Annotated in this window: 20 protein-coding genes; 15 read left to right on the top strand and 5 right to left on the bottom strand. The window is 50.0% G+C overall.

The annotated features are described in order from the left end of the window. The first annotated feature begins 98 nt into the window (after positions 1 to 98). The gene (locus MKX50_RS23585) at positions 99 to 281 is read left to right on the top strand and encodes a hypothetical protein (protein ID WP_213591880.1); all 183 of its coding nucleotides are present in this window, start codon (positions 99 to 101) and stop codon (positions 279 to 281) included. Positions 282 to 371: 90 nt separating this feature from the next. Here the strand turns inward: MKX50_RS23585 and MKX50_RS23580 are convergent, their stop codons facing one another. Next, positions 372 to 503, bottom strand: a complete 132-nt coding sequence (locus MKX50_RS23580) for a DUF4023 domain-containing protein (RefSeq protein ID WP_339157909.1) — start codon at positions 501 to 503, stop codon at positions 372 to 374. Positions 504 to 672: 169 nt separating this feature from the next. On the opposite strand from MKX50_RS23580, the gene MKX50_RS23575 reads away from it, so the two are divergent. The 6 genes from MKX50_RS23575 to MKX50_RS23550 all read left to right on the top strand — a co-directional run bounded on the left by MKX50_RS23575 (position 673) and on the right by MKX50_RS23550 (position 5,759). Further along, positions 673 to 1,677 carry a Gfo/Idh/MocA family oxidoreductase gene (locus MKX50_RS23575; RefSeq protein ID WP_339157908.1) on the top strand — a complete coding sequence of 335 codons (1,005 nt, stop codon included), beginning with the start codon at positions 673 to 675 and terminating at the stop codon, positions 1,675 to 1,677. 110 nt (positions 1,678 to 1,787) lie between these two features. Next, positions 1,788 to 1,928: a hypothetical protein gene (locus MKX50_RS23570; protein WP_339157907.1), complete on the top strand. Its 141-nt coding sequence runs from the start codon at positions 1,788 to 1,790 to the stop codon at positions 1,926 to 1,928. A gap of 145 nt (positions 1,929 to 2,073) precedes the next feature. After that, on the top strand, positions 2,074 to 3,027 hold the full coding sequence (locus MKX50_RS23565) for an ABC transporter permease (protein ID WP_283926174.1): 954 nt from the start codon (positions 2,074 to 2,076) through the stop codon (positions 3,025 to 3,027). Next, positions 3,017 to 3,967, top strand: coding sequence for an iron chelate uptake ABC transporter family permease subunit (locus MKX50_RS23560; RefSeq protein WP_339157906.1), 951 nt, complete (start codon positions 3,017 to 3,019; stop codon positions 3,965 to 3,967). Before MKX50_RS23565 ends, MKX50_RS23560 begins: the two co-directional genes overlap by 11 nt. Continuing rightward, positions 3,961 to 4,719 carry an ABC transporter ATP-binding protein gene (locus tag MKX50_RS23555; RefSeq protein WP_283926172.1) on the top strand — a complete coding sequence of 253 codons (759 nt, stop codon included), beginning with the start codon at positions 3,961 to 3,963 and terminating at the stop codon, positions 4,717 to 4,719. Before MKX50_RS23560 ends, MKX50_RS23555 begins: the two co-directional genes overlap by 7 nt. Before the next feature lie 44 nt (positions 4,720 to 4,763). Continuing rightward, positions 4,764 to 5,759, top strand: a complete 996-nt coding sequence (locus MKX50_RS23550; RefSeq protein ID WP_339157905.1) for a siderophore ABC transporter substrate-binding protein — start codon at positions 4,764 to 4,766, stop codon at positions 5,757 to 5,759. Between the two features lie 1,376 nt (positions 5,760 to 7,135). On the opposite strand, the gene MKX50_RS23545 is transcribed toward MKX50_RS23550, so the two are convergent. Further along, complete coding sequence (locus tag MKX50_RS23545) at positions 7,136 to 8,422, bottom strand: Gfo/Idh/MocA family oxidoreductase (RefSeq protein WP_283926170.1); 1,287 nt, start codon at positions 8,420 to 8,422, stop codon at positions 7,136 to 7,138. Positions 8,423 to 8,552: 130 nt separating this feature from the next. On the opposite strand from MKX50_RS23545, the gene MKX50_RS23540 reads away from it, so the two are divergent. Then, positions 8,553 to 9,377: an AraC family transcriptional regulator gene (locus tag MKX50_RS23540; protein WP_339157904.1), complete on the top strand. Its 825-nt coding sequence runs from the start codon at positions 8,553 to 8,555 to the stop codon at positions 9,375 to 9,377. Between the two features lie 99 nt (positions 9,378 to 9,476). On the opposite strand, the gene MKX50_RS23535 is transcribed toward MKX50_RS23540, so the two are convergent. Together MKX50_RS23535 and MKX50_RS23530 are read right to left on the bottom strand one after the other, a co-directional pair. Further along, the gene (locus MKX50_RS23535) at positions 9,477 to 11,237 is read right to left on the bottom strand and encodes a histidine kinase (protein ID WP_339157903.1); all 1,761 of its coding nucleotides are present in this window, start codon (positions 11,235 to 11,237) and stop codon (positions 9,477 to 9,479) included. Then, positions 11,234 to 12,004 (bottom strand): response regulator, encoded by a 771-nt coding sequence (locus tag MKX50_RS23530; RefSeq protein ID WP_339157902.1) that lies wholly within the window; start codon positions 12,002 to 12,004, stop codon positions 11,234 to 11,236. Before MKX50_RS23530 ends, MKX50_RS23535 begins: the two co-directional genes overlap by 4 nt. Positions 12,005 to 12,234: 230 nt before the next feature. Between MKX50_RS23530 and MKX50_RS23525 the strand changes: the two genes are divergently transcribed. From MKX50_RS23525 to MKX50_RS23515, 3 genes are read left to right on the top strand one after another with little or no spacing between them, the layout of a single operon-like run. Beyond that, complete coding sequence (locus tag MKX50_RS23525) at positions 12,235 to 13,584, top strand: ABC transporter substrate-binding protein (protein ID WP_339157901.1); 1,350 nt, start codon at positions 12,235 to 12,237, stop codon at positions 13,582 to 13,584. Between the two features lie 43 nt (positions 13,585 to 13,627). After that, positions 13,628 to 14,569, top strand: coding sequence for a sugar ABC transporter permease (locus MKX50_RS23520; protein WP_339157900.1), 942 nt, complete (start codon positions 13,628 to 13,630; stop codon positions 14,567 to 14,569). 3 nt (positions 14,570 to 14,572) lie between these two features. Next, positions 14,573 to 15,418: a carbohydrate ABC transporter permease gene (locus MKX50_RS23515; RefSeq protein WP_155612241.1), complete on the top strand. Its 846-nt coding sequence runs from the start codon at positions 14,573 to 14,575 to the stop codon at positions 15,416 to 15,418. 80 nt (positions 15,419 to 15,498) lie between these two features. Here MKX50_RS23515 and MKX50_RS23510 read toward each other — a convergent pair whose 3' ends face one another. After that, positions 15,499 to 16,278 (bottom strand): alpha/beta hydrolase, encoded by a 780-nt coding sequence (locus MKX50_RS23510; RefSeq protein ID WP_339157899.1) that lies wholly within the window; start codon positions 16,276 to 16,278, stop codon positions 15,499 to 15,501. Between the two features lie 257 nt (positions 16,279 to 16,535). Here MKX50_RS23510 and MKX50_RS23505 point away from each other — a divergent pair, with 257 nt between their 5' ends. From MKX50_RS23505 to MKX50_RS23490, 4 genes are all read left to right on the top strand, one after another. Next, positions 16,536 to 17,993: a catalase gene (locus MKX50_RS23505; RefSeq protein WP_339157898.1), complete on the top strand. Its 1,458-nt coding sequence runs from the start codon at positions 16,536 to 16,538 to the stop codon at positions 17,991 to 17,993. 151 nt (positions 17,994 to 18,144) lie between these two features. Beyond that, entirely contained in the window at positions 18,145 to 18,933 is a 789-nt protein-coding gene (locus tag MKX50_RS23500) for an ABC transporter ATP-binding protein (RefSeq protein WP_213591225.1), read from the top strand. Positions 18,934 to 18,936: 3 nt separating this feature from the next. Then, positions 18,937 to 20,586, top strand: a complete 1,650-nt coding sequence (locus MKX50_RS23495) for a hypothetical protein (RefSeq protein ID WP_339157897.1) — start codon at positions 18,937 to 18,939, stop codon at positions 20,584 to 20,586. 17 nt (positions 20,587 to 20,603) lie between these two features. After that, positions 20,604 to 21,026 carry a nitrous oxide-stimulated promoter family protein gene (locus MKX50_RS23490; protein WP_339157896.1) on the top strand — a complete coding sequence of 141 codons (423 nt, stop codon included), beginning with the start codon at positions 20,604 to 20,606 and terminating at the stop codon, positions 21,024 to 21,026. Positions 21,027 to 21,138: the final 112 nt, after the last annotated feature.

Raw genomic sequence — 21,138 nt, 5'->3', positions numbered from 1 at the left:
AAAACGTTCCTCAATGACGAACCCTACCGGGAGACAGCTGATTTTAGTTTCCAATCTCAGTCTTCAGTCGATTAGACATTTCGCATAGGAGGCGTTTGATGATGACGGATCCCAATTTGGAAATTCAAAAGCCCAAAGGGAATGGCAGCAGCAATGGGCAGAACCGGACCATGGGCAACGGCGGAGAGGGCGGGAACGGTCGCCTGAGCCAGTTCAAGAACCACAACACGCACGGCGGCGATGTTCCGAATGAATATATTGCCAGCGAGAAGCGGCAGTAGCCCGTCAGGCTGAAATAGGCTAGACCATGACAGTCCTTAAGGGGCCCTTCCTGCAATTGCCGAGGAGAGGCCCCTTAAGCCTGTTGCGGTTTATTTTTGCGTGCCGTGCTGCTTGGTAGGCAGTTGGCCCGCAGGATTGCCTTTGCCACGGTTCTCTTTGTTGCGGCGATCCTTCTCCTGCTTGTCATGCAGTTTTTCCACGAATTCATGCGTATTGTCCATCCTGGCTTTAGCCTCCTTTGCTGCAAGGTCATGCTGCCCTCATTACTATGTCCAATTAGGGGGATTCCCATGATGGGGGAGAGCATTTGCCTGGCTGCTCGTTGTACTTGTGTATAGGGGATTGTACAATGGAGAGAGTTAGGCGCTTACAAGAAAGGGGAAGAGGATTATGGATAAGAAGCTTCGATTTGGAATACTCGGATGTGCAGGGATAGCTATAAAGGATGTTATGCCGGCGATTCAGAAGTCAGAGTACGGTGTTTTGGCTGCGATCGCGAGCCGGAATTTGGAGAAAAGCAAGTCGGTAGCCGAGCAATTCGGCATAACGACGGCTTATGGCAGTTACGAGGAACTGATTGAGGATAAAAGTATTGAGGCCGTGTACATCCCGCTTCCTAATCATTTACATAAAGAATGGGCGATCCGCGCCATGGAGGCAGGCAAGCATGTGCTGTGCGAGAAGCCGATAGCGATGGACAGCGCGGAGGCGGCCGAGATGGCGGCCGTCGCCAAACAGAAGGGCGTTGTTCTGGCCGAAGCCTTCATGTATCGTCACCATCCGCGCTGGCATCGGATCAAGGAAATTATTGCGAGCGGCGAGCTAGGGCAGCTTCGGTTAATCCGCGGCTCGTTTACCTACAACAACGCTGAGGATCTGGACAATATCCGGCTGCGGCCGGAATGGGGCGGGGGCTCAATCTACGATGTGGGCTGCTATCCCATCAGCGCGGCGCGCTTTATTCTTGGCCAGGAGCCCGAAGCGGTAACCGTGCATGGGCAATTTTCCGATAAGCATTATGGTGTGGATATGATGGCTGCGGGCATCTTGGAATTTGCCGATGGCCTGGCGCTGACCTTTGATTGCGGGATGTGGACGGAGCATCGCCAGCTGCTGGAAATTGTGGGCAGCGAAGGGCGCATTGACATCCCGCATGCTTTTACGGTCGGAGATGAGGAGGATGCTTCGTATACGGTGACGATCCGGGGCGAAAGCCGGGTGGAAGGCCGCGAGGACAAGGCCGACCCTTACACCTGGGAAGTCGATGACCTGGCCAAGGCTGTATTTGGGATACAGCCGCAGCGCTTTACACCCGAGGATGCTGTTCAAGGCATGCGGGTCCTGGAAGCGGCGCTGGCATCGGCGCGTGAGCATCGCCGGATCAGTTTGAAATAGGAAGGGCAAGTCCTATCATCTTAGAGCTAGAGCCCGCTTTTAATCGTAAGGCAGCTTGCAGGTTCGTCCTTTGAAGCAGAGGACGTAGCCTGCAAGCTTTTTTTCTGCCATTGTATCTGAGAATGCAATTGAGAATGGTATGTATTTTTATGCAATATGGTGAGTTCAGGCAGGAGAAGAAAAACTGGAAAGCGGCGGCAGAGCAGCCTGCAGGAACGTTAAGAATCCGCTTCAGACCTTGTCCTGCATGAAGTTTCAAAATTTAAATGGTTGACAGGGCTGGAAGCGCCTATGTATAATTTAAACTAATTGATAATGAATATCATTATTAACAATGGTCTTGCCGGCAATGACATTAAGTTCCTCTGGCCAGAGGGACGAGACTAAGGACTTGAAATGAAGAAGACATATCTGATAACAGCGCTAATCGTATTATCCGTCGTTTCGCTCTTGATCGGAGCCAAGACAACTTCATTGATGGACTTGCTTCGCCTAGATCCGGAACAGTGGGAAATCATGCGGATTAGCCGGTTTCCTAGACTGATCAGCATTATTATCGCCGGGGTAAGCATGAGCATCGTCGGGTTAATTATGCAGCAGCTGACGCGCAACAAATTCGTCTCGCCTACGACGGCGGGAACAATGGATTCCGCAGGGTTCGGCATCATGGTATCGATGCTTCTGTTCTCTTCTGCGGGACCGCTTGGCAAAATCGCTGTTGCCTTCGTGTTTGCGATGCTTGGCACCCTCATTTTCATGAAAATACTCGACAAGGTGAAATACAAGGATTCGATCTTCATTCCGCTGGTCGGGTTGATGTTCGGCGGAATTGTCAGCTCGGCGACGACATTTTTCGCATACAAGTATGATCTGATTCAGAGTATGAATGCATGGCTGTTTGGCGATTTCTCCATGGTCATGCAGGGACGGTACGAGCTTCTTTACATAAGCGTCCCTCTTGTAGCCGCGGCTTATTTTTATGCGAATAAATTTACGGTTGCGGGCATGGGCGAAGAGTTCTCCGTCAATCTTGGACTGAATTATAAGCAGGTCGTCAATATAGGGCTCTTTATCGTGGCGCTGGTCACCTCGGTTGTTGTGCTGACGGTCGGTTCGATTCCTTTCATCGGTCTCATCGTGCCGAACCTGGTGACGATCTTCCAAGGGGACAACCTGAAGAAGAACCTGTCGGGTACTGCGCTGCTAGGAGCTGTATTCGTTCTGGCGTGCGATATTCTGGGAAGGGTCATTATTTACCCGTATGAGGTTCCCATCGGTCTGACCGTGGGCGTTATCGGCAGCGGCGTTTTCCTGTACTTGCTAATGAGGAGAAAGACATATGAGCATTAGAACAAAAATAGCAGCCTTGGCCATTCTCGCAATCGTGCTTGCCGTGTTATTCATGACGGTTGATGCAGGCGGCCATTGGGACTATATCCTCCCCAAACGAGGCAAGAAGCTGATCGCCATCCTCCTCACAGGAACGGCCATAGCGTTTTCCACAGTTGTGTTCCAGACGATTACGAACAACCGCATCCTTACGCCGAGCATTATCGGCCTGGATTCATTGTATATGCTTCTGCAGACCATTATCGTGTTTGTATTCGGCTCTACGGCGCTGACGCTGATGAGCAAGAACCTGCAATTCGTTATGGCTGTAGGATTCATGGTGCTGTTCGCGCTGCTCTTGTACCAGATGCTCTTCCGAAGGGAAGGCCGGAACATTTATTATCTGCTGCTGATCGGTTTGATCTTTGGCACGTTTTTCTCCAGCTTGTCGTCTTTTATGCAGAAGCTGATTGATCCTAACGAATTTTTGATCGTTAAGGATAAAATGTTCGCCAGCTTCAACAACATCAATTCGGACATTTTACTGATCGCTTTGGCTGGGGTGTTCCTGACCGGGATTTATTTTGCCAGATTCAATAAATATCTGGACGTTCTGGCCTTGGGCCGGGACCACGCCGTCAACTTGGGAATCAGCTACGATTATGTTGTGAAGCGGATGCTGATTGTTGTGGCGATTCTCATTTCCATTTCGACGGCGCTGGTTGGACCGATTACCTTCCTTGGGCTGCTCGTGGCCAACGTGGCGTATCAATTTCTGAACACTTACCGTCACAGGCAGTTGATTGCCGGGGCATCCTTAATTAGCATTATCGCCCTTGTCGGCGGGCAGCTGGTTGTGGAAAGAGTGTTTACTTTCTCCACCTCACTAAGCGTCATCATTAACTTTATTGGTGGGGTGTACTTTATCTATCTACTGCTGAAGGAGAACAAATCGTGGTAAAGGTCAGGGGAGTATCAAAGAAATACGGCGGCAAAAAGGTGGTCGACAACGTATCCGTCGACATCGCCCCAGGGAAAATCACCTCGTTTATCGGCCCGAACGGAGCCGGCAAGAGCACGCTGATGTCGATGATCAGCCGGTTAATTACGAAGGATGAGGGTGAGGTCGTCATCGACGGCCAGGAAATCGGCAGCTGGAAAAGCAATGAGCTGGCGAAGAAAATTTCGATTTTGAAGCAATCGAACCATATCAATATTCGGCTTACGGTCAAGGATTTGGTCAGCTTCGGACGGTTCCCTTATTCGCAAGGGAAGCTGACGAAGGAGGACGTGAAATACGTCGATGAGGCTATCGCCTACATGGATCTTGAACCGATGAGAGACAAATACCTGGATGAGCTCAGCGGGGGCCAGAAGCAGCGGGCGTTCATCGCCATGGTTATCGCCCAGAATACCGAATACGTCCTGTTGGATGAACCGCTCAACAATTTGGACATGAAGCATTCCGTGCAGATCATGAAGGTGCTGCGCCGGCTCGTGGATGAACTGGGCAAGACGGTTGTGCTTGTCATCCATGATATCAACTTTGCGTCCTGTTATTCGGATTATATCGTGGCTCTAAAGGACGGAAGAATCGTCAAAGAGGGGACGACCGACGAAATCATGGATCAAGATGTGCTTAGGGAAGTATATGACATGGACATTCCGATCGAAACGATCGGAGGCAATAAGATTTGCGTCTATTTCACATAACAGATGGGCAGCCATCGCGAATATAATAATGAGGTGAATTTGAAGTGAACAAGAAATTATCCTTACTGGTTATGTCTTTGTTTTTAGTATTCGTACTGGCAGCTTGCGGCGCGAATAAAGGAAATACTGCGGGAAATGCCGGCAATTCGCCTGAAACATCGGCTCCAGCGGCGGAAGCTCCTGCCGAGAATGAAGAGCTGTCGATTACACATCAGCTTGGAACGACAACGCTGAAGAAGAATCCGGGCAATATCGCTGTGTTCGACTACGGTACGCTGGAATCACTCGACAAGCTGGGTGTAGAAGTGACTGGAGTGCCGCAATCCAATCTGCCGCCTCACCTGAAGAAATATGAAGACTCCAAATATACCAATGTCGGCACATTGAAAGAGCCGGATTTCGAGAAGCTGAACGCAATGAAGCCGGGAGTAATCTTTATTTCCGGACGTACGGCGGAAGCTTATGATGAATTGAGTCAAATTGCTCCAACGGTTTACCTGGGCATCGACAATGCGAAGTATTTGGAATCCATGAAGGAGAACCTGGATATCCTGGGCCAAATATTCGGCAAAGAAGCTGAAGTGGGTCAGGAATGGGGAGCCATCGAGGATTCCGTTAAAGCCATCAACGATCAAGCGGCTGCAAGTGAAGGCAAGGGACTTGTTATTTTGACGACGGGCGGCAAAGTGAGCGCGTATGGACCAGGCTCCCGCTTCGGCATTATTCACGATGAGTTCGGTATCGCGCCTGCAGACGATACGATTGAGGTATCTACGCATGGACAAAGCATCTCTTTCGAATTTATAACGGAGAAGAATCCGGATTATCTGTTCGTCATTGACCGCGACGCTGTAGTTAGCGAAGGAGGCCAGGAGGCAGAGCCGGCATCCAAGCTGATCGAGAACGACCTGGTGAAGAAGACGAACGCCTACAAGAACGGCAAAATCATCTATCTTGATGCCAGCTACTGGTACCTGTCCGGCGGCGGATTGATCTCCGTACCGGAAATGGCCAAAGAAGTGCAAGAAGGCATCAAATAGAGACGGAGTAGATCGAGGGTAGGTCTAGAGTAGATATCGAGTAGGTTTAGAGTAGAGTTGAACGGAAAGAAATTGAATGAAAGTTGCATGCTAGTGGAAGTAGAATTTAATGCAGAACCCTCCAACGGTTTGGAGGGTTTATGCTTTTTGCCGAGGCTAGTGATGTTTGCTGGGTTGGGCGACTTGCTGCTATATAAAATTCAGCGATCAAATACGTCAATTATGCTCAAAAGGAAAAAGGAAGATCTGTCTAAATTTTTGTGTAAACTCATTTCAAGTAATCCCCCGGGGGGATTAGCCTGCTTAACGTAAATGGTTGACCGATGCGTTCCGGGAAAAAGACGGAGAACTTCAGCAGCATCTGTTCCCAGTTTTGGACTCGACCTAGTATTGTCGTACGATGAGAAACTAGTATTCAAGCAGTCAGTAATACGACCGATGATCTGCCCTTCGGTCCCGGGGAGTATCCTATCATCGCACGGCACTCCGAATATAGATGGTATGGAACACTTAGTGACCAACGTGTTAGCCTCGTACGAGCGACCTGTTTGGAAGAGGCTGAAGAGGCTACGCTAACGGTTGTCATCGCGCTTAATCGTCCCTAAAAGAGGGGGATTCTTTTCTAACGGTTGTATGAGCGCTTATTTGGACGAAATAGCCCCTCTGCCTACGAAAAACCGTAAATAGGCTCGATGGCAACCGTTACATTTTGTTAAACCCCACTTTTGCCCAAATAACGTCACTCACAACCGTTAGAATTTGCAGCTCACGACCATCAGGATTTCCGATCACTTTCACCCATAACCTCCCGGGCAGTAACCAGCTGATTTTCCTTAATGAAAGCCCGCAGTTGTTCTTTTGACCAAAGTCCCACGTGTTCTCCCTATCTTTCTGTTACTTCCACTTTAATGGGCTTAGGAGTTTACACAAACTATTTTACAGACTCATAAGGAACCAGCTACACCCGGCATAGCCGCACTCCTGCACTAACCAGACCCCGGCGCATAGCCACTCTCCCACATAGCTACACTCCTGCACATAGCTACACTCCTGCACATAGCTACACTCCTGCACGTAGCTATCCCCTCGGTTTTACTAGGTAAATGTATTTTATACAGCTAGTTAGGAACTTCTGTGAAAAAGCACCTGCGCTAAATGTAAAACATGCAGCTAGTTTGCCTGGATTGAGCTCATTCGTCGAAAAAACTTAAAACTAAATGTAGGTTTTGCAGTTAGTACCCTCTAACGCAGCCAGGGCCATTGATCTAACTGCATGAAGTACATCTAGTTGCCTGACCCTGATCATCTAGGAATAGTCATAAATCAATAAACAAGCCTTCGCCGCAGTGCTCTGCAGCGAAGGCTCTTTTGTCTGCCTATATTTTGAACAAATCATCGATCTTCACCGGTTGACCGGTGCGGATCGAGCGGTTGGCGGCAATACCCGTCATGATGGACATGGCGCCGTCGATATGGGAGGCAGCGCGGTTGAAGCGGTCCTCCTGCTTTTTGTCGAAGATGTCGCGCAGCATGACCGGATCGCCGCCGCCGTGGCCGCCGGAGGCCTGTTCGACCTGGACTTTGTAAGGCTCGGCAAAGTGAGGATAGATCGTGATGTCCATGCCCTCCAGCGCGCCTTCATTTTCTTTCTTGCCGCCGGAATTGACGTAGGATTGCTCGGTAACCCGTACCTCCATGCGCCCTTTCGTGCCGTTGAACACGATAATGAAGCCTTCCCACGGCAAGTAGGCGTTCAGGGAATAGTTCATAACGGTTTTATTTTTGTATTTCACCATGACACTCATTGTATCTTCGATGCTGATGTTATCTCCGAACACGCTTTGGTCGCGCTGATACCCGTCCTCATGCTCGGCATCAAGGTACAAGCTCTTTAAGTGCTCATTACGGTCGAGGTGCAGGGCAAAAGGATCGTTCTCAGCCGCTTTGCTGCCATAGGCGCGCTGATAGAACTCGGTCACTCCGCGTTTCTCGGCATTTTCCTTGCCGTAGAAGCGCAGGTCGCCCATGGCGAATACGGTATCCGGCTTGGAATCCAGCCAGAAGTTCATCAGGTCGAAATGGTGCGTAGATTTATGCACGAGCAGTCCGCCGCTGTTGCGTTTGTCGCGATGCCATCTGCGGAAATAGTCGGCCCCGTGCTGGGTGTTCAGCAGCCATTCGAAATTGACGGAAAGAATTTCACCCAGCGTCCCGTCCATAATGACTTCGCGGATTTTCGTATTATGAGGAGCATAGCGGTAGTTAAACGTCACGCGCAGATCACGGCCCGTCCGTTCGATGGCGTCGAAGATTTCCTGGCATTTCTCCTCGTCCACGGTCATCGGCTTCTCGGAAATGACGTCGCAGCCCAGTTCCATGGCCCGAACGATGTATTTATGATGCGTTCGGTCGATCGTGCATACCAGTACGTAATCCGGCTTCGTTTCCTCGATCATCCGGTCAAAGTCTTCCGCTTTGTATGTGGGTACTTCATGATAGTTGTATTTGTCCTTCAGCAGCTTGTTCGTGTAGTTCATTCTCGTCTGGTTGACGTCGCAAATGGCTACCAGCTCCGAGGTTTCCTTATACGTAGTAATCAGCTCACTATAGAAAAATTCAGCCCGGCCTCCGACACCTACGATGACATATTTCTTCTTGGACAAGGTGATCACTCCATTTACATTGGTTTGAATCTATCTTATAGTATATGAAATGCAAAAATCTAAGCTTTTCTTAGTCATTTCACTAAAAAGTATGCATATATTATCCTAAATTTGCAGCGAGGGATGTTCTATGAATATCGTACCTTTTTTTGATGTCGAGCAGATCAAGCGGACGGGAACATTCAATATGGATTCCGACCATTTTCATGACAGCTACGAAATCTATTATTTGCTGGCCGGGGAACGATATTACTATGTCAACGACCGGATATATGCCCTGCAGGTCGGCGATCTGCTGTTCATTAACAAGAACCAGCTGCACCGGACAACGAGCAAAGGCCGCTCCACGCATGAGCGGATATTGATCAACTTTGAGGATTCATTTCTGGAGCCGCTGCTGGGGTTAGGCGTCGGCGATCTGCCGCTGTTTCAAGGAGAGAGCTTCCTGCTGCGGCCGGACGTGCACGAGCAAGGACGAATCGTCGATATTCTCCAGGATATGCTGCGAGAGCAAAGGGAAGCTGCTACAGGTTATACGCCGTATTTGCAGGCGCTGCTGCTTCAGCTGCTTATTCTGATCGGCCGCATGCGGGAGGAGGCTACAGAGCCCGTTCTTCCGGAGTCTAGCGAGAAGCAGCGCAGGGTCTACCGCATTCTCGAGTATTTGAATGCTCATTACACCGAGAGGCTGACTCTGGAAGGCATCGCCGAGCATTTCTACATTAGCGAGACGTATTTATGCCGTATTTTCAAGCAAACGACAGGGTTCACGGTGATCGAATATTTGAACTACGTGCGAATCCGCGAGGCCCAGACGCTGCTGAAGGAGACGGAGGACAAAATAACAGCTATCGCCGAGCAGACCGGCTTTGACAGCATTGCCCATTTCGGCAGGGTGTTCAAGCAGATTGCCAAGCGTTCCCCGCTGCAGTACCGCAAGCAGAACAAAGTGTAAGGCCTTGGGAACGAACTTACGCCCCAATATGCGTAAACAGTGTGCAAATAAAATCAAAAAACAAAGCGACGCCCCAGTTCAATTCAAAGTGCGGCATGATCAGTCATGCCGCACTTCCTGTACAGGGAGAATCATTTCAACCATGGTGCCAAGGCCCGGCTTGCTGCGAATCCGGAAGCTGTACATATGGTTGTACATCAGCTTCAGCCTCTTGTTCGTATTAAACATGCCGACATGCTTCGTTCGCTCCTCGTCCGAATCGAGCCGGCTCCGGATTTCTGCTAACGCTTCAGGTTCGATGCCAATGCCGTTGTCGATAACAGTGATGCGCAGCCGCTCTTGCTGACGGATAAGCTTCACCTTGATCAATCCGGGACCATCCTTCTCTTTAATGCCGTGGTAGATGCTGTTCTCAAGAAGCGGCTGCAGGAGCAGCTTCATCGTAAACAGCTGTGTAATCTCCTCCTCATACTCAAAGATGACGTCGAACTTATCTTTATATCGCTTCTTCTGAATATTGACATAGCTGACGGCATTGGCGATTTCCTCCTTCCAGGTGACTGATTTTGTCGGTTCGCTGAAGGAGTAGGAGAGGATATCGGATAGATCCTCGATCATTTCGCTTGCTTTGTTAGGTTTGCCCGTCAAGGCGACCGATTCCCAATACACCGAGTGCAGGGTGTTATAAAGGAAATGCGGGTTGATTTGCGACTGCAGGGCGAGCAGCTCCATGAACTGCAGCCGGTATTTTTTCTCCAGAAGCTGGGTTCGGATATACCGGTGCTCAATAAAATGCGTAATCATATTGTGCAGAATATAGGAGTACTCGTCCCTGACTTTCCCCGGCGGCTTCAAGGGCACATGGCGATCCTCAGCCGATTTGATCAGCATCCGGATCATTCTCAGCTGCTTGTAATTGCGGCTAACGACGTAATATGTAAGAATCAGTCCGCACACCACCGCTATCGCCACAAAGAGCACCGTGTATTTGAAAATGCGCGTCGGGGTCTTGTACAGCTCGGAATGGGGAATTGCCGATACATATTTCCATTTGTAGCGCTCCGACTCGACTTTGGTGATATTGACCAGCCCCTGCGAGGTCTTCATATCGAAGAACGCCGAGGATTGCCCTGCGATCCACTCGATGTCCTTATCCTGAAACAAGTCCCCGTGGTGGTTGGAGAAGATTACGTTGTTCTCTTCATCGAGCACAAGCAGCTGCTGCCCCTCATAAGTTGTAATGTCATCGAGAATGCTCTCGATGTATTTCGGGCGGATGTTGAGAATAATCCCGATCTTCTGCGGCACCAGTACGTTATAGAACGTCACGATTGCCGTAGGATTCGTCTCGAAATCATAGAAGCGGATATTCCTCCGCACAGTCCACTTTGTAGGCGGTCCACTGTAGGCCATGAACTGCTCATACCAGGCCGTATCGTAATAATGATCCAGCGTCACCAGGCCGTCGACGGAGGAGAGGAAGCGCTGGTTCGGATTATCGACATATAGATAGAAGGATTGAATATAAGGCTTGGAGCTGGTAAAAGCATTCAAGAAGCTGGAGATGATCCGGTTGGACGTTGAGCTCTCGTAGGTATAGTACGGATTGACCAGCACAGCGGACAACTCGTTAAAAATTTCTTTATTGTCATAGAGCGCCAAATACAGCGTATCCAGCTCATTAAGAATCATCTCCAGCTGGGTCTGCGACTGCTGCAGCAGAAAGCTGCTGTTCTGATTAATATCTGCCTTGATGTCATGCTGCGAAGTCACCGTTGACAAGGCGCCGAAAATGACGATCGGAACAAGCAGCGGTATAAGGAAGGTTGCCAGATGCTTGATGAAATACTTTTCCCTCATGGTGCAACCGGGCCATTTCTATACTCGCTTGGCGTTTTGCCATAATAGCTTTTGAAGGTGCGTGTAAAATTTTTGGCATTGCTGTAACCGACCATTTCGCTAATTTCATACGTCTTGTAACTGACGTCCTGCAGCAAATGAACAGCGACCTCCATTTTGGTTCTTATCAAATAATCAGAGAAGTTCTGTCCCGTCTTTTGCTTGAAAAAGAAGCTGAGATAGTTGGCGTTCATATGGACAAGCCGCGCTACCTCTTCTAGGGAAGCGTCCTTATAGTTTTTTTTGACATAGGATTTTATTTTATGAATGATTAGGCTTTCGTCGTTTCTGGGCTGCTCCTCGGCCGGATGGGTCTCCAGCCTTGCTTGTTCAGCTTCGAGCTCCGCCTTGATTTCGAGGAATACCTCCATAAGCACATTGTATTTGGCGGGCTTGAGCACATAGTTTTTCACACGGTAGTGCAGCGCCTTTTGAGCGTACTCAAAGTCCCGGTAACCGCTGATAAAGACAATCTTGATGTGCCGATGGTTGATGTACAGCTGTTCCGCCAATTCGACGCCAGACATGACTGGCATTTTGATATCGGTAAGGACCACCTCGACGTGATCATTTTCCGAGATGAACTGCAGCGCTTCTTGTCCGTTATTGACCTGGCCGACGACCTCGAATCCTACCTCACTCCATGGAAAATAGCTCGACAAGGCTTCACGCGTCTCGGCCTCATCATCAACAATCAACAGATTATACATGTTCCACCCCACACGCATGTTGTTATCGCTTCCATTTGCATTATAGCAGATTGGAAGGTTTACGATGTAAGCGATTTAACAAGCGGGGTCTATGATCTGTAAAAATGATACATTTCACAACAAGAGGATACCTTTGCCGGCAAAGAACGCATTTAATGATACCTTTTTCTAAGATCAGCTACCTTAAAAAAGCCTGGTGGGAGGTCTATAATTAAAAGCGCTTACATCAATTGCTCAAAGGAGAATGCATGATGAAGAGAAATAAAGTAGGGGCGTTATTTATTGCTGTTGCACTCATCTTGTCTATGCTGAGCGGATGCTCCTCGGGAAATGGTGATTCCGCAAATCAAGGAAACACTTCCGAGGGGAAACAAGCCTCCGCTGATGGGAAAGTCACCTTGCGCTTTAGCTGGTGGGGCGGGGAGGATCGCCATGCGGCTACGCTGGCGGCGATCGAGGCGTATAAGCAGGTTGCGCCAAACGTAACGATCGAAGCGGAATACCAGGGCTTCGACGGTTATGAACAGAAGATCAAAACCCAGCTGTCGGGCGGAACGTCTGCGGACATTATACAGCTTGACCTTCCGTGGCTGCAGGAGCTGACAAGTAAAGGTGACTTCTTTATCGATTTGAAGGAGCATTCCGATTTTGATGCTTCCGGCTTCGACCAGAATTTCCTCAGCAATTTCGGGGTATACGGCGACAAGCTGGTGGCGGTTCCGACTGGCGTCAATGCTTACTGCATGATCATCAACAAGACGCTTGCGGACAAGCTTGGTATTCCGACCGATGCGCAGTGGGATTGGGAAACTATTTATGAAGCAGGGAAGAAGCTGCATGCCGAAGACAGCTCCAAATATCTTCTGCTTGCTGACCATGCGGCTCTGCGTCAGGATATTGTCACGATGCTGAAGCAGCGTACAGGCAGCCAATGGGTCAATGAAGATTATACGGTTGGCTTCAGCAAAGAAGACGCGGTAGCCAGCTTTGACTGGCTCCATAGAGCGATGGAGGCCGGCGTGTACCAGCCGATCGGGGAAAGCGATCTCTTCTTTGGCAAAATCGATCAGAATCCGAAATGGATCAACCAGGAAATTCCGCTGGCTCCTTCGATGAGCAGTACGCTGTTGTCGCTGAAGAACGTGCTGCCTGAGAATGTTGAAATCGTAACGGGCCTGCCGGTCATCGCCAAGGATGCCAAGGATACGGGCGTACTGGTAAGACCTTCGCAGCTGTTCGCTATTAGCAACAAGAGCAAGCATCAGAACGAGGCCGTCAAATTCCTGAACTGGTTCATGAATGATCCGGAGGCTGCCGCGATTCTCGGTGACGTGCGTTCCGTTCCGCCGGTGAAGTCTTCACAAGAGGCAGCCGTTGCAGCAGGCAAAATTGATGCGGCCATCACGAATGCAGTTGAGCTCGGACTGAGCCATGCCGGCATCGTAGATAACAGCGTGGCGAACAACTCTGAGGTGCAAAAGGTGCTTGAGGACGTCATTCAAAAGGTCAGCTATGGTAAAGCAACGCCGGAGCAAGCCGCAGATGAGCTCATCGCCAGTCTGACTTCCAAGCTGAACGAGATCAAAGCCAGACAATAAAACAAAATAGAGCTTTCAAGGATAGGAAGGGAGAGAGTCCGCTATGTCTGCATCACATTCGGTATTGGCCAAGGCTCAGAAGAAAACGCGACAGAAGGTAAAAGCCAAGAAAAACTATCAGTACATCGGACTGTTATACATCGCACCATGGATCATCGGTTTGCTCATCTTTCAGTTTTATCCGTTTTTGTCATCCCTGTACTATTCATTTACGGATTATAACATGGTCAGCACGCCTAAATTTATCGGCTTAGATAACTATAAAAAGATCTTTACGGCCGACCCTGACTTTTACCAGTCTCTGAAGGTTACGGGGATTTACGTACTGCTCGCGGTGCCGGTTAAATTGGCCTTCGCGCTATTCATTGCGATGCTGCTCAGCGCTAAGCTGAAAGGGATTAATTTCTTCAGAACCGTCTACTATTTACCCTCGATTCTGGGCGGGAGCGTAGCGATTTCCGTACTGTGGCGCTTCCTCTTTATGAAAGAAGGGGTCATCAACAATATGCTGAGCTATCTCCATATCGGTCCGGTAGACTGGCTCGGAAGCCCGGATATAGCTCTTTATACGCTAGGGCTGCTGACCGTTTGGCAATTCGGTTCGTCAATGGTGCTGTTCCTGGCAGGAATTCAGCAAATTCCGGGCGATTTGTACGAGGCGGGAGCGATCGACGGAGCGTCGAAGCCGCGTATGTTCTTCAAAATCACGGTGCCGCTGCTTACGCCAATCGTATTGTTCAACCTGGTTATGCAGATGGTCAATGCCTTTCAAGAGTTTACCGGAGCCTTCGTCATTACAAACGGCGGGCCAATGAAATCGACCTTCCTGTACGCTTTGAAGCTCTATGAAGAAGCCTTTAGCTTCTTCAAGATGGGGTACGCCTCGGCTTTATCCTGGATTTTGTTCATCATTATCATGGCGGTTACCGCTGTGATCTTCAAAACATCCAACAGCTGGGTATATTACGAGGACGGGAGAGGATAAATCATGAGAGAGACCAGCAGCAAGACAAACACCATGCTTAATTATAGTTTTCTGATCGTCCTCGGCTTCATTATGGTATACCCGCTCATTTGGCTGTTTGCCTCTTCGTTCAAGACAAACGCCGATATATTCGGCTCCAGCAAGCTGCTGCCGACGACCTATGTGTGGGATTCCTACGCTCTCGGCTGGCAGGGAACGGGGCAGTATGGCTTTCAGGATTTCTTCATCAACACTTTGATTCTGGTGGTACCAACGGTCATATTTACGATTATATCCAGTGTGATCGTTGCCTACGGGTTTGCCAGATTCGAGTTTCCGCTGAAAACAATGCTGTTCTCGATCATGATCGCGACCTTGATGCTCCCAAATGCCTCGATCATGATCCCGCGGTATATTTTGTTTAACAAAATGAACTGGCTCGATACGTACTTGCCGTTTATCATTCCAGCGGCATTCGCTACAGGCGCTTTCTTCGTCTACATGATGATTCAGTTTCTGCGCGGCCTGCCCCGGGATCTGGACGAGGCGGCCACCATCGACGGCTGCAACTCGTTTACCGTGCTGAGCCGGGTGCTGCTGCCACTGTGCAAGCCAGCGATTTTCTCGGTAGGCATATTCCAGTTCATGTGGACGTGGAACGACTTCTTCAACTCGATCATCTACATCAGCAGCGTCAAGAAGTTTACCGTATCGCTGGGGCTCCGGCTGTCGCTGGACGCTTCATCGGCCGTATCCTGGAACCAGGTGCTGGCCATGTCCGTTGTAAGTATCGTGCCCTGCATCCTGCTATTCTTCTTCGCTCAGAAATATTTCGTGGAAGGTATTTCGACCACGGGCTTAAAGGGCTAACATCTGCCAAATGGATTTCAAGAACCCCAATTCTATAAATCCAACAGAAGAACCTCGCCATTAGGCGAGGTTCTTCTTGTTTATGATGGGCTGCAGTTATCGAGGAATTGCTGAATCAGCCTGTTTAATGTTCCTGCTTCTTTAGTTGGGATTTGATGACTCACTTGTGGAATAAAAACGAGCTCATTGTTGGGCAATTGCTGCTGAAGCAGCCGGGCGTACCGGTAGAAATGCTTGTCCTTCTCTCCGTAAACCAACAAAATAGGGTGGGGGATTTGCCCTAACCGGGCTGTACAATTATACCCCAGGCTATATTGATAATATTGTTTGGCGTTTTTGGAATTCCCCTTCTTGGCATCGATATATAATCGCCGCATCAGGGACAGCTTCATTCTCGCTTGCCTCCAAGCGATAGTCAGGGCCAAGGCGCTTACCGCACCGGCACGGGACAACACAGAAGCGAGAAATATTCTGCTCCTTAGCTTCCTGTCGCTTACCTCCGACATACCACCGATGATAATGCCGCCCAATGCGCGATCAGGATAGGTTAACAGGAATTCGAGCACAATGGAGCCGCCTGTGGAGTAACCGCACAGACAGGCCTTCTCTATTGTCAGCTCATCCATCAGCTTCTTGATATCCTCTGCTATTAAACGATAAGTGAGGCTCGCCTCAGACGGCCCGCTGCGGCCGTGGCCTCGAATATCGAAAGCGACGGTCCGAAACTGGCCCGACAATTGCTGGATTTGGTATTGAAAATTTGTGCTTGTCAGCACAGGGGGATGAATGAATACGATAGCTGTTCCTTTGCCGCGATCAATGTAATGCATCCTGTACCCATTTATTACGGATTCGGGCATGAGTAATCACCGCCGTTTTTATAATCGTTCGAGCTTAATGTTGCTTCATTTTCACTTAGCTATTCATAGATCATCATTTCCATAACAGAACCGATCCCGTCTTACTTCGTCTCAGGTCATGATGAGGATGCTTTTTGCATCGTATCTTCATAAATCCCTCATTCAAACTTCATGCAAACCGGAGTGAGAACATGGTAATATCTATTACAGAACTTAGATTAAGTCTAAATACAATAACAAATTGAAGGGTGATATAGATGACGAATTGGATGACAACGAATCACGGTGCTCCTGTAGGAGATAACCAGAACTCCAGAACGGCCGGGCAGAACGGGCCTACACTGCTGGAAGATTATCATTTGCTTGAGAAGCTGGCGCATTTCGACCGCGAGCGCATCCCTGAGCGTGTCGTTCACGCCCGGGGTGCTGGGGCGCACGGGGTGTTCGTGACGGAGAGCAGTATGGCCCCGTATACGCGAGCTCATTTCCTGCAGGAGGCCGGCAGACAGACTCCGGTGTTCGTCCGGTTCTCGACGGTTATTCATGGTCAGGGATCGCCGGAGACGGCCCGTGACCCAAGGGGCTTTGCCGTAAAGTTCTATACTGAGGAAGGAAACTATGATCTCGTGGGCAACCATTTGCCGGTATTCTTCATTCGCGATGCGATCAAGTTCCCGGATATGGTTCATTCCCTGAAGCCTGCGCCGGATACGAACATCCAGGATCCCGCCCGTTACTGGGATTTTATGACGCTGTCTACGGAATCTACGCATATGATGACCTGGCTGTTCTCTGATCACGGGACCCCGGCCAACTATCGCCAAATGGACGGCTTCGGCGTACACGCCTTCAAATGGGTAAATGCCGCAGGCAAAGTGACTTACGTAAAATATACATGGAAGTCGAAACAGGGCGTCGCTACCTTCTCCGCAGCCGAAGTCGGCGAAGTGCAAGGCCGGGATTTTAACCATGCGACCCGCGACCTGTACGACCATATTCAGCGGGGCCAATTCCCGCAGTGGGAACTGCATGTGCAGTTAATGCCTGTAGAGGATCTGGACCGCTGGAGCTTCGACCCGCTCGACCCTACGAAAGTATGGCCGGAGGACAGCTATCCGCTGGTAAAGGTCGGTACAATGACGTTGAACCGGAATCCGGATAACTTCTTCGCCGAGGTAGAGCAGTCCGCCTTCTCGCCGAGCGTACTTGTTCCCGGCATTGAGCCGTCCGAGGATAAGCTGCTGCAGGGCAGACTGTTCTCCTACCCGGATACCCAGCGTTACCGCTTGGGGGCCAATTATCTGCAAATTCCGGTCAATTGCCCTTATGCTCCGGTGCGCAATCACCAAAGAGACGGGCTTATGAACGTGAAGCAGGATCCTTCCCCGATCAACTACGAGCCGAACAGCTTCGATGATAGTCCGAAGGAAGCGCCGGCTTACCGCGAGAGCGTAATGCCGGTATCCGGTCAAGCAGGCCGTGAGCGTATCGCCAAGACGGATGATTTCACGCAAGCCGGAGAACTGTACCGCAGCTTCACGGCGGAGGAGAAGAACAATCTGATTCTGAATCTGGTTAATGATCTGAGCCAGACCCCAGAGCAGACTCAGCTTCGCGCCGTATGCAACTTCTTCCGCGCTGATGCGGAGTACGGCATGCGCGTGGCTCAGGGGCTTGGTGTAGATATTAGCGGTTTTCTGCCGAAAGAGTCCTAATTTCATCTTCATGCCTTTATCAATATACGGAGACTGATTCCCATGCCACCGGCTTGGGGCCAGTCTCTTTTTGTTAGTCGTATCATTGAGAAAACTATACATATCCTGGATAATATGAATTAGGAATATTGCTGAAGAAGGGACTGAGGGAATGAACGAACCAAGGCAACCTCTAATTTCGATCCGGGATTTACGCATGAAGTTCGAGGACAAGTATGTGCTTAACGGGATTGATCTGGAGGTTTATCCGGGACAAATTATCGGATACATCGGACCTAACGGGGCAGGTAAGAGCACGACGGTGAAAATCATGCTTGGCCTGGTGGACGGCTATGACGGGGAAGTGCGCGTGCTTGGCCAAAGTCCGAAGGATGGGGATGTAGAATATAAGCGCAAAATCGGCTATGTGCCCGAAATTGCTGAAATGTACGATACGCTGACCGCCCGGGAATATTTAACGTTTATTGGGGAGTTGTACGGGCTGACGGCGGAAGACGCGGAGAGGAAAGGGCGGAGACTGCTGGAACAGCTAGGCCTCGGCCATGTGCTGGATACGCGAATCGCGACATACTCCAAAGGGATGAAGCAGAAGGTGCTCATCACCTCCAGTCTGCTGCACAACCCGGATATTCTGTTTCTGGACGAGCCGCTGAGCGGCCTGGATGCAAACAGCGTAATGGTGATTAAGGAGCTGCTGGCGATTCTAGCTGCCAACGGCAAGACGATTTTCTACTCCTCGCATATTATGGAAGTCGTTGAGAAGATCAGCAGCCGGATCATCCTGCTCGATGGCGGGCGCATCGTGGCCGACGGCACGTTTGAAGAGCTGAAGGATCGCAGCCAGGAGGGCTCGCTGGAGCAAATATTCAACCAGCTGACCGGATTCAACGAGCATCGGGCGATCGCAGAGCAGTTTGTAAGCATTGTCCAAGAGGTGTAGCGGATGAAAAATTACAAATCATTGCTCGTCTTGGACCGTTTTCGCGGCCTGTTTGAGAAGGCCGGTGTGGATTATGCCGTCATGAGGCATATTTTACAGGTGAAGCTGATGATGGACGCCCGCAGAGTGCCTACCTTTATGAACAATAGGAAAGGGAAGAAATCCCCCGACCGGGAGGACGCGAAGGACAGCAACAATTTCCTCGGCTCCTTGTGGATTTACGGCATATTCGGCGCCTTCAGCACGCCGTTCATTCTGCTTGGCCATAATTATATTTTTCAAATGAGCCTGCTGTTCGGCATTTTTATGTTTATGACGCTTACGGCGCTAATTTCTGATTTCTCCTCCGTGCTGCTCGATGTCCGGGACCGGAATATTCTTGGCACGAAACCGATCAACAGGAAGACGATTTCGATGGCGAAGACCGTCCATGTGTTCATCTACATGGTGTTTCTGACGGGAGCTCTTGGCATTATTCCGCTTATTGTTGGTCTCTTGAAGCATGGCGTGATGTTCTTTATCGTGTTTCTGCTAGCTTTAATCCTGATGGATCTGTTTGTCGTCGTACTCACCGCGATGCTATATGTTGTGGTTCTGCGGTTCTTCGACGGCGAGAAGCTGAAGGACATGATCAATTATGTGCAAATCGGCCTGACGATTGCGATTACGATCGGCTATCAGCTGCTCATCCGGCTGTTTAATATCGTAAATCTCGATGTGGTGTTCCAGCCGAAATGGTGGCAGATTTTTATCGTGCCGGTCTGGTTTGGCGCTCCGTTTGAGGTGCTTCTGCAAGGGAACCGCGATCCGCTGTTTATTTTCTTTACGCTGCTTGGCCTGCTGGTGCCGATCCTGGCCATAGCCATGTATATTAAGCTGATGCCGCTGCTGGAGCGAAATCTTCAGAAGCTGGCCGATCCAGGCGAGCGCAGCGATAAGGCCGGAGCCGGGTGGAGCAGATTCATCGCAAGGCTTCTTCCCGTAGGCCCGCAGGAAAAAGCCTTCTTTCGTTTTGCGTGGACGATGATCGGCAATGAGCGTGAATTTAAACTGAAGGTGTATCCTTCTTTAGGCTTCTCGCTTATCTTCCCTTTTATATTCATATTTACACAGTTGAAGGATATTGGCTTGCGCGGGCTCCCTGGCACGAAGCTGCATCTGTTCATTTATTCCTGCGCGCTGCTTGTCCCGACGGTGATTATGATGCTGCGTTATTCGGGCAAGTATAAGGCAGCCTGGATTTACCATACCGTTCCGGTTGCTGAACGATCCGCCATCCATAGAGGAACGGTTCTGGCGGCGCTGATTCGTCTGGTTTTTCCCGTCTATGTGCTGGAAAGCGTCATTTTTGTCTTCTTGTTTGGCCCAGCCATCATTCTGGATTTGATCGTGTTCGGCTTTGTCATTATGCTCTTCTCGGTCGTTTCGTTCGCCTTTCTATCCAAGGTGCTGCCTTTCTCCCAGCCCTTCGAGGCTGCCCAGCAAAGCGAAGGCCTGCGTGTATTCATGCTGATGCTGCTGATCGCCGTGCTCGGCGGCATTCACCTGGCAACTGCTTCCGTAAGTTATGGCGTTTATATTTATTTGGTTATTTTGCTTATACTAAATGCTGTGACCTGGAGCCGGGTATTCTCATCATCGAACGCTAAATAGGAGGCTTGTATTTAACTATGGTATCTGAAGCGAAAGCAGCAAGGCAGGAAGGGCCGAGAATCCGCCGAGAGAAGGAGACTGTCGCCCATATGATGCTTATATATTGCCAAGGCGTGCATCTGGAAGCGGAGAAGCGCCACTCGGTCATAGACAGGGGAAAGAAACGGACGAAGGATGCGGAAAAAAACAACCCTGCCAAACGCACCCTCTTATGCGAGGATTGCTATGCCTTGTATAATTACAGTCAAAAGCGTCTGACATACTGCCGCTTTGGCGAGGAGAAGACGACCTGTGCCAACTGTCCGGTTCGCTGCTACGCACCGCAAGAGCAGGAGGAGATCAGGCGGGTGATGCGCTATGCCGGGGCTCGAATGCTGTTGAGGCATCCCTGGCTCGCTTTCCGCCATGTCCTCGACGGCAGAACCAGCCGCAGCATCTAGACCGCCGTCATGTATCGCTGCACCGCGTGACCCGAACTGTACACGGCTTCCTGGCATGACGCGATGCACTGGCTCGCAAAAGGAACAGCCACCCCAATATGCAGCAATGCTG

The sequence above is a fragment of the Paenibacillus sp. FSL W8-0186 genome (assembly GCF_037969765.1).
GTDB lineage: Bacteria > Bacillota > Bacilli > Paenibacillales > Paenibacillaceae > Fontibacillus > Fontibacillus woosongensis.
Note: the sequence above shows the minus strand (reverse complement) of the source record. Positions and strands in the feature narration are given on the sequence as shown.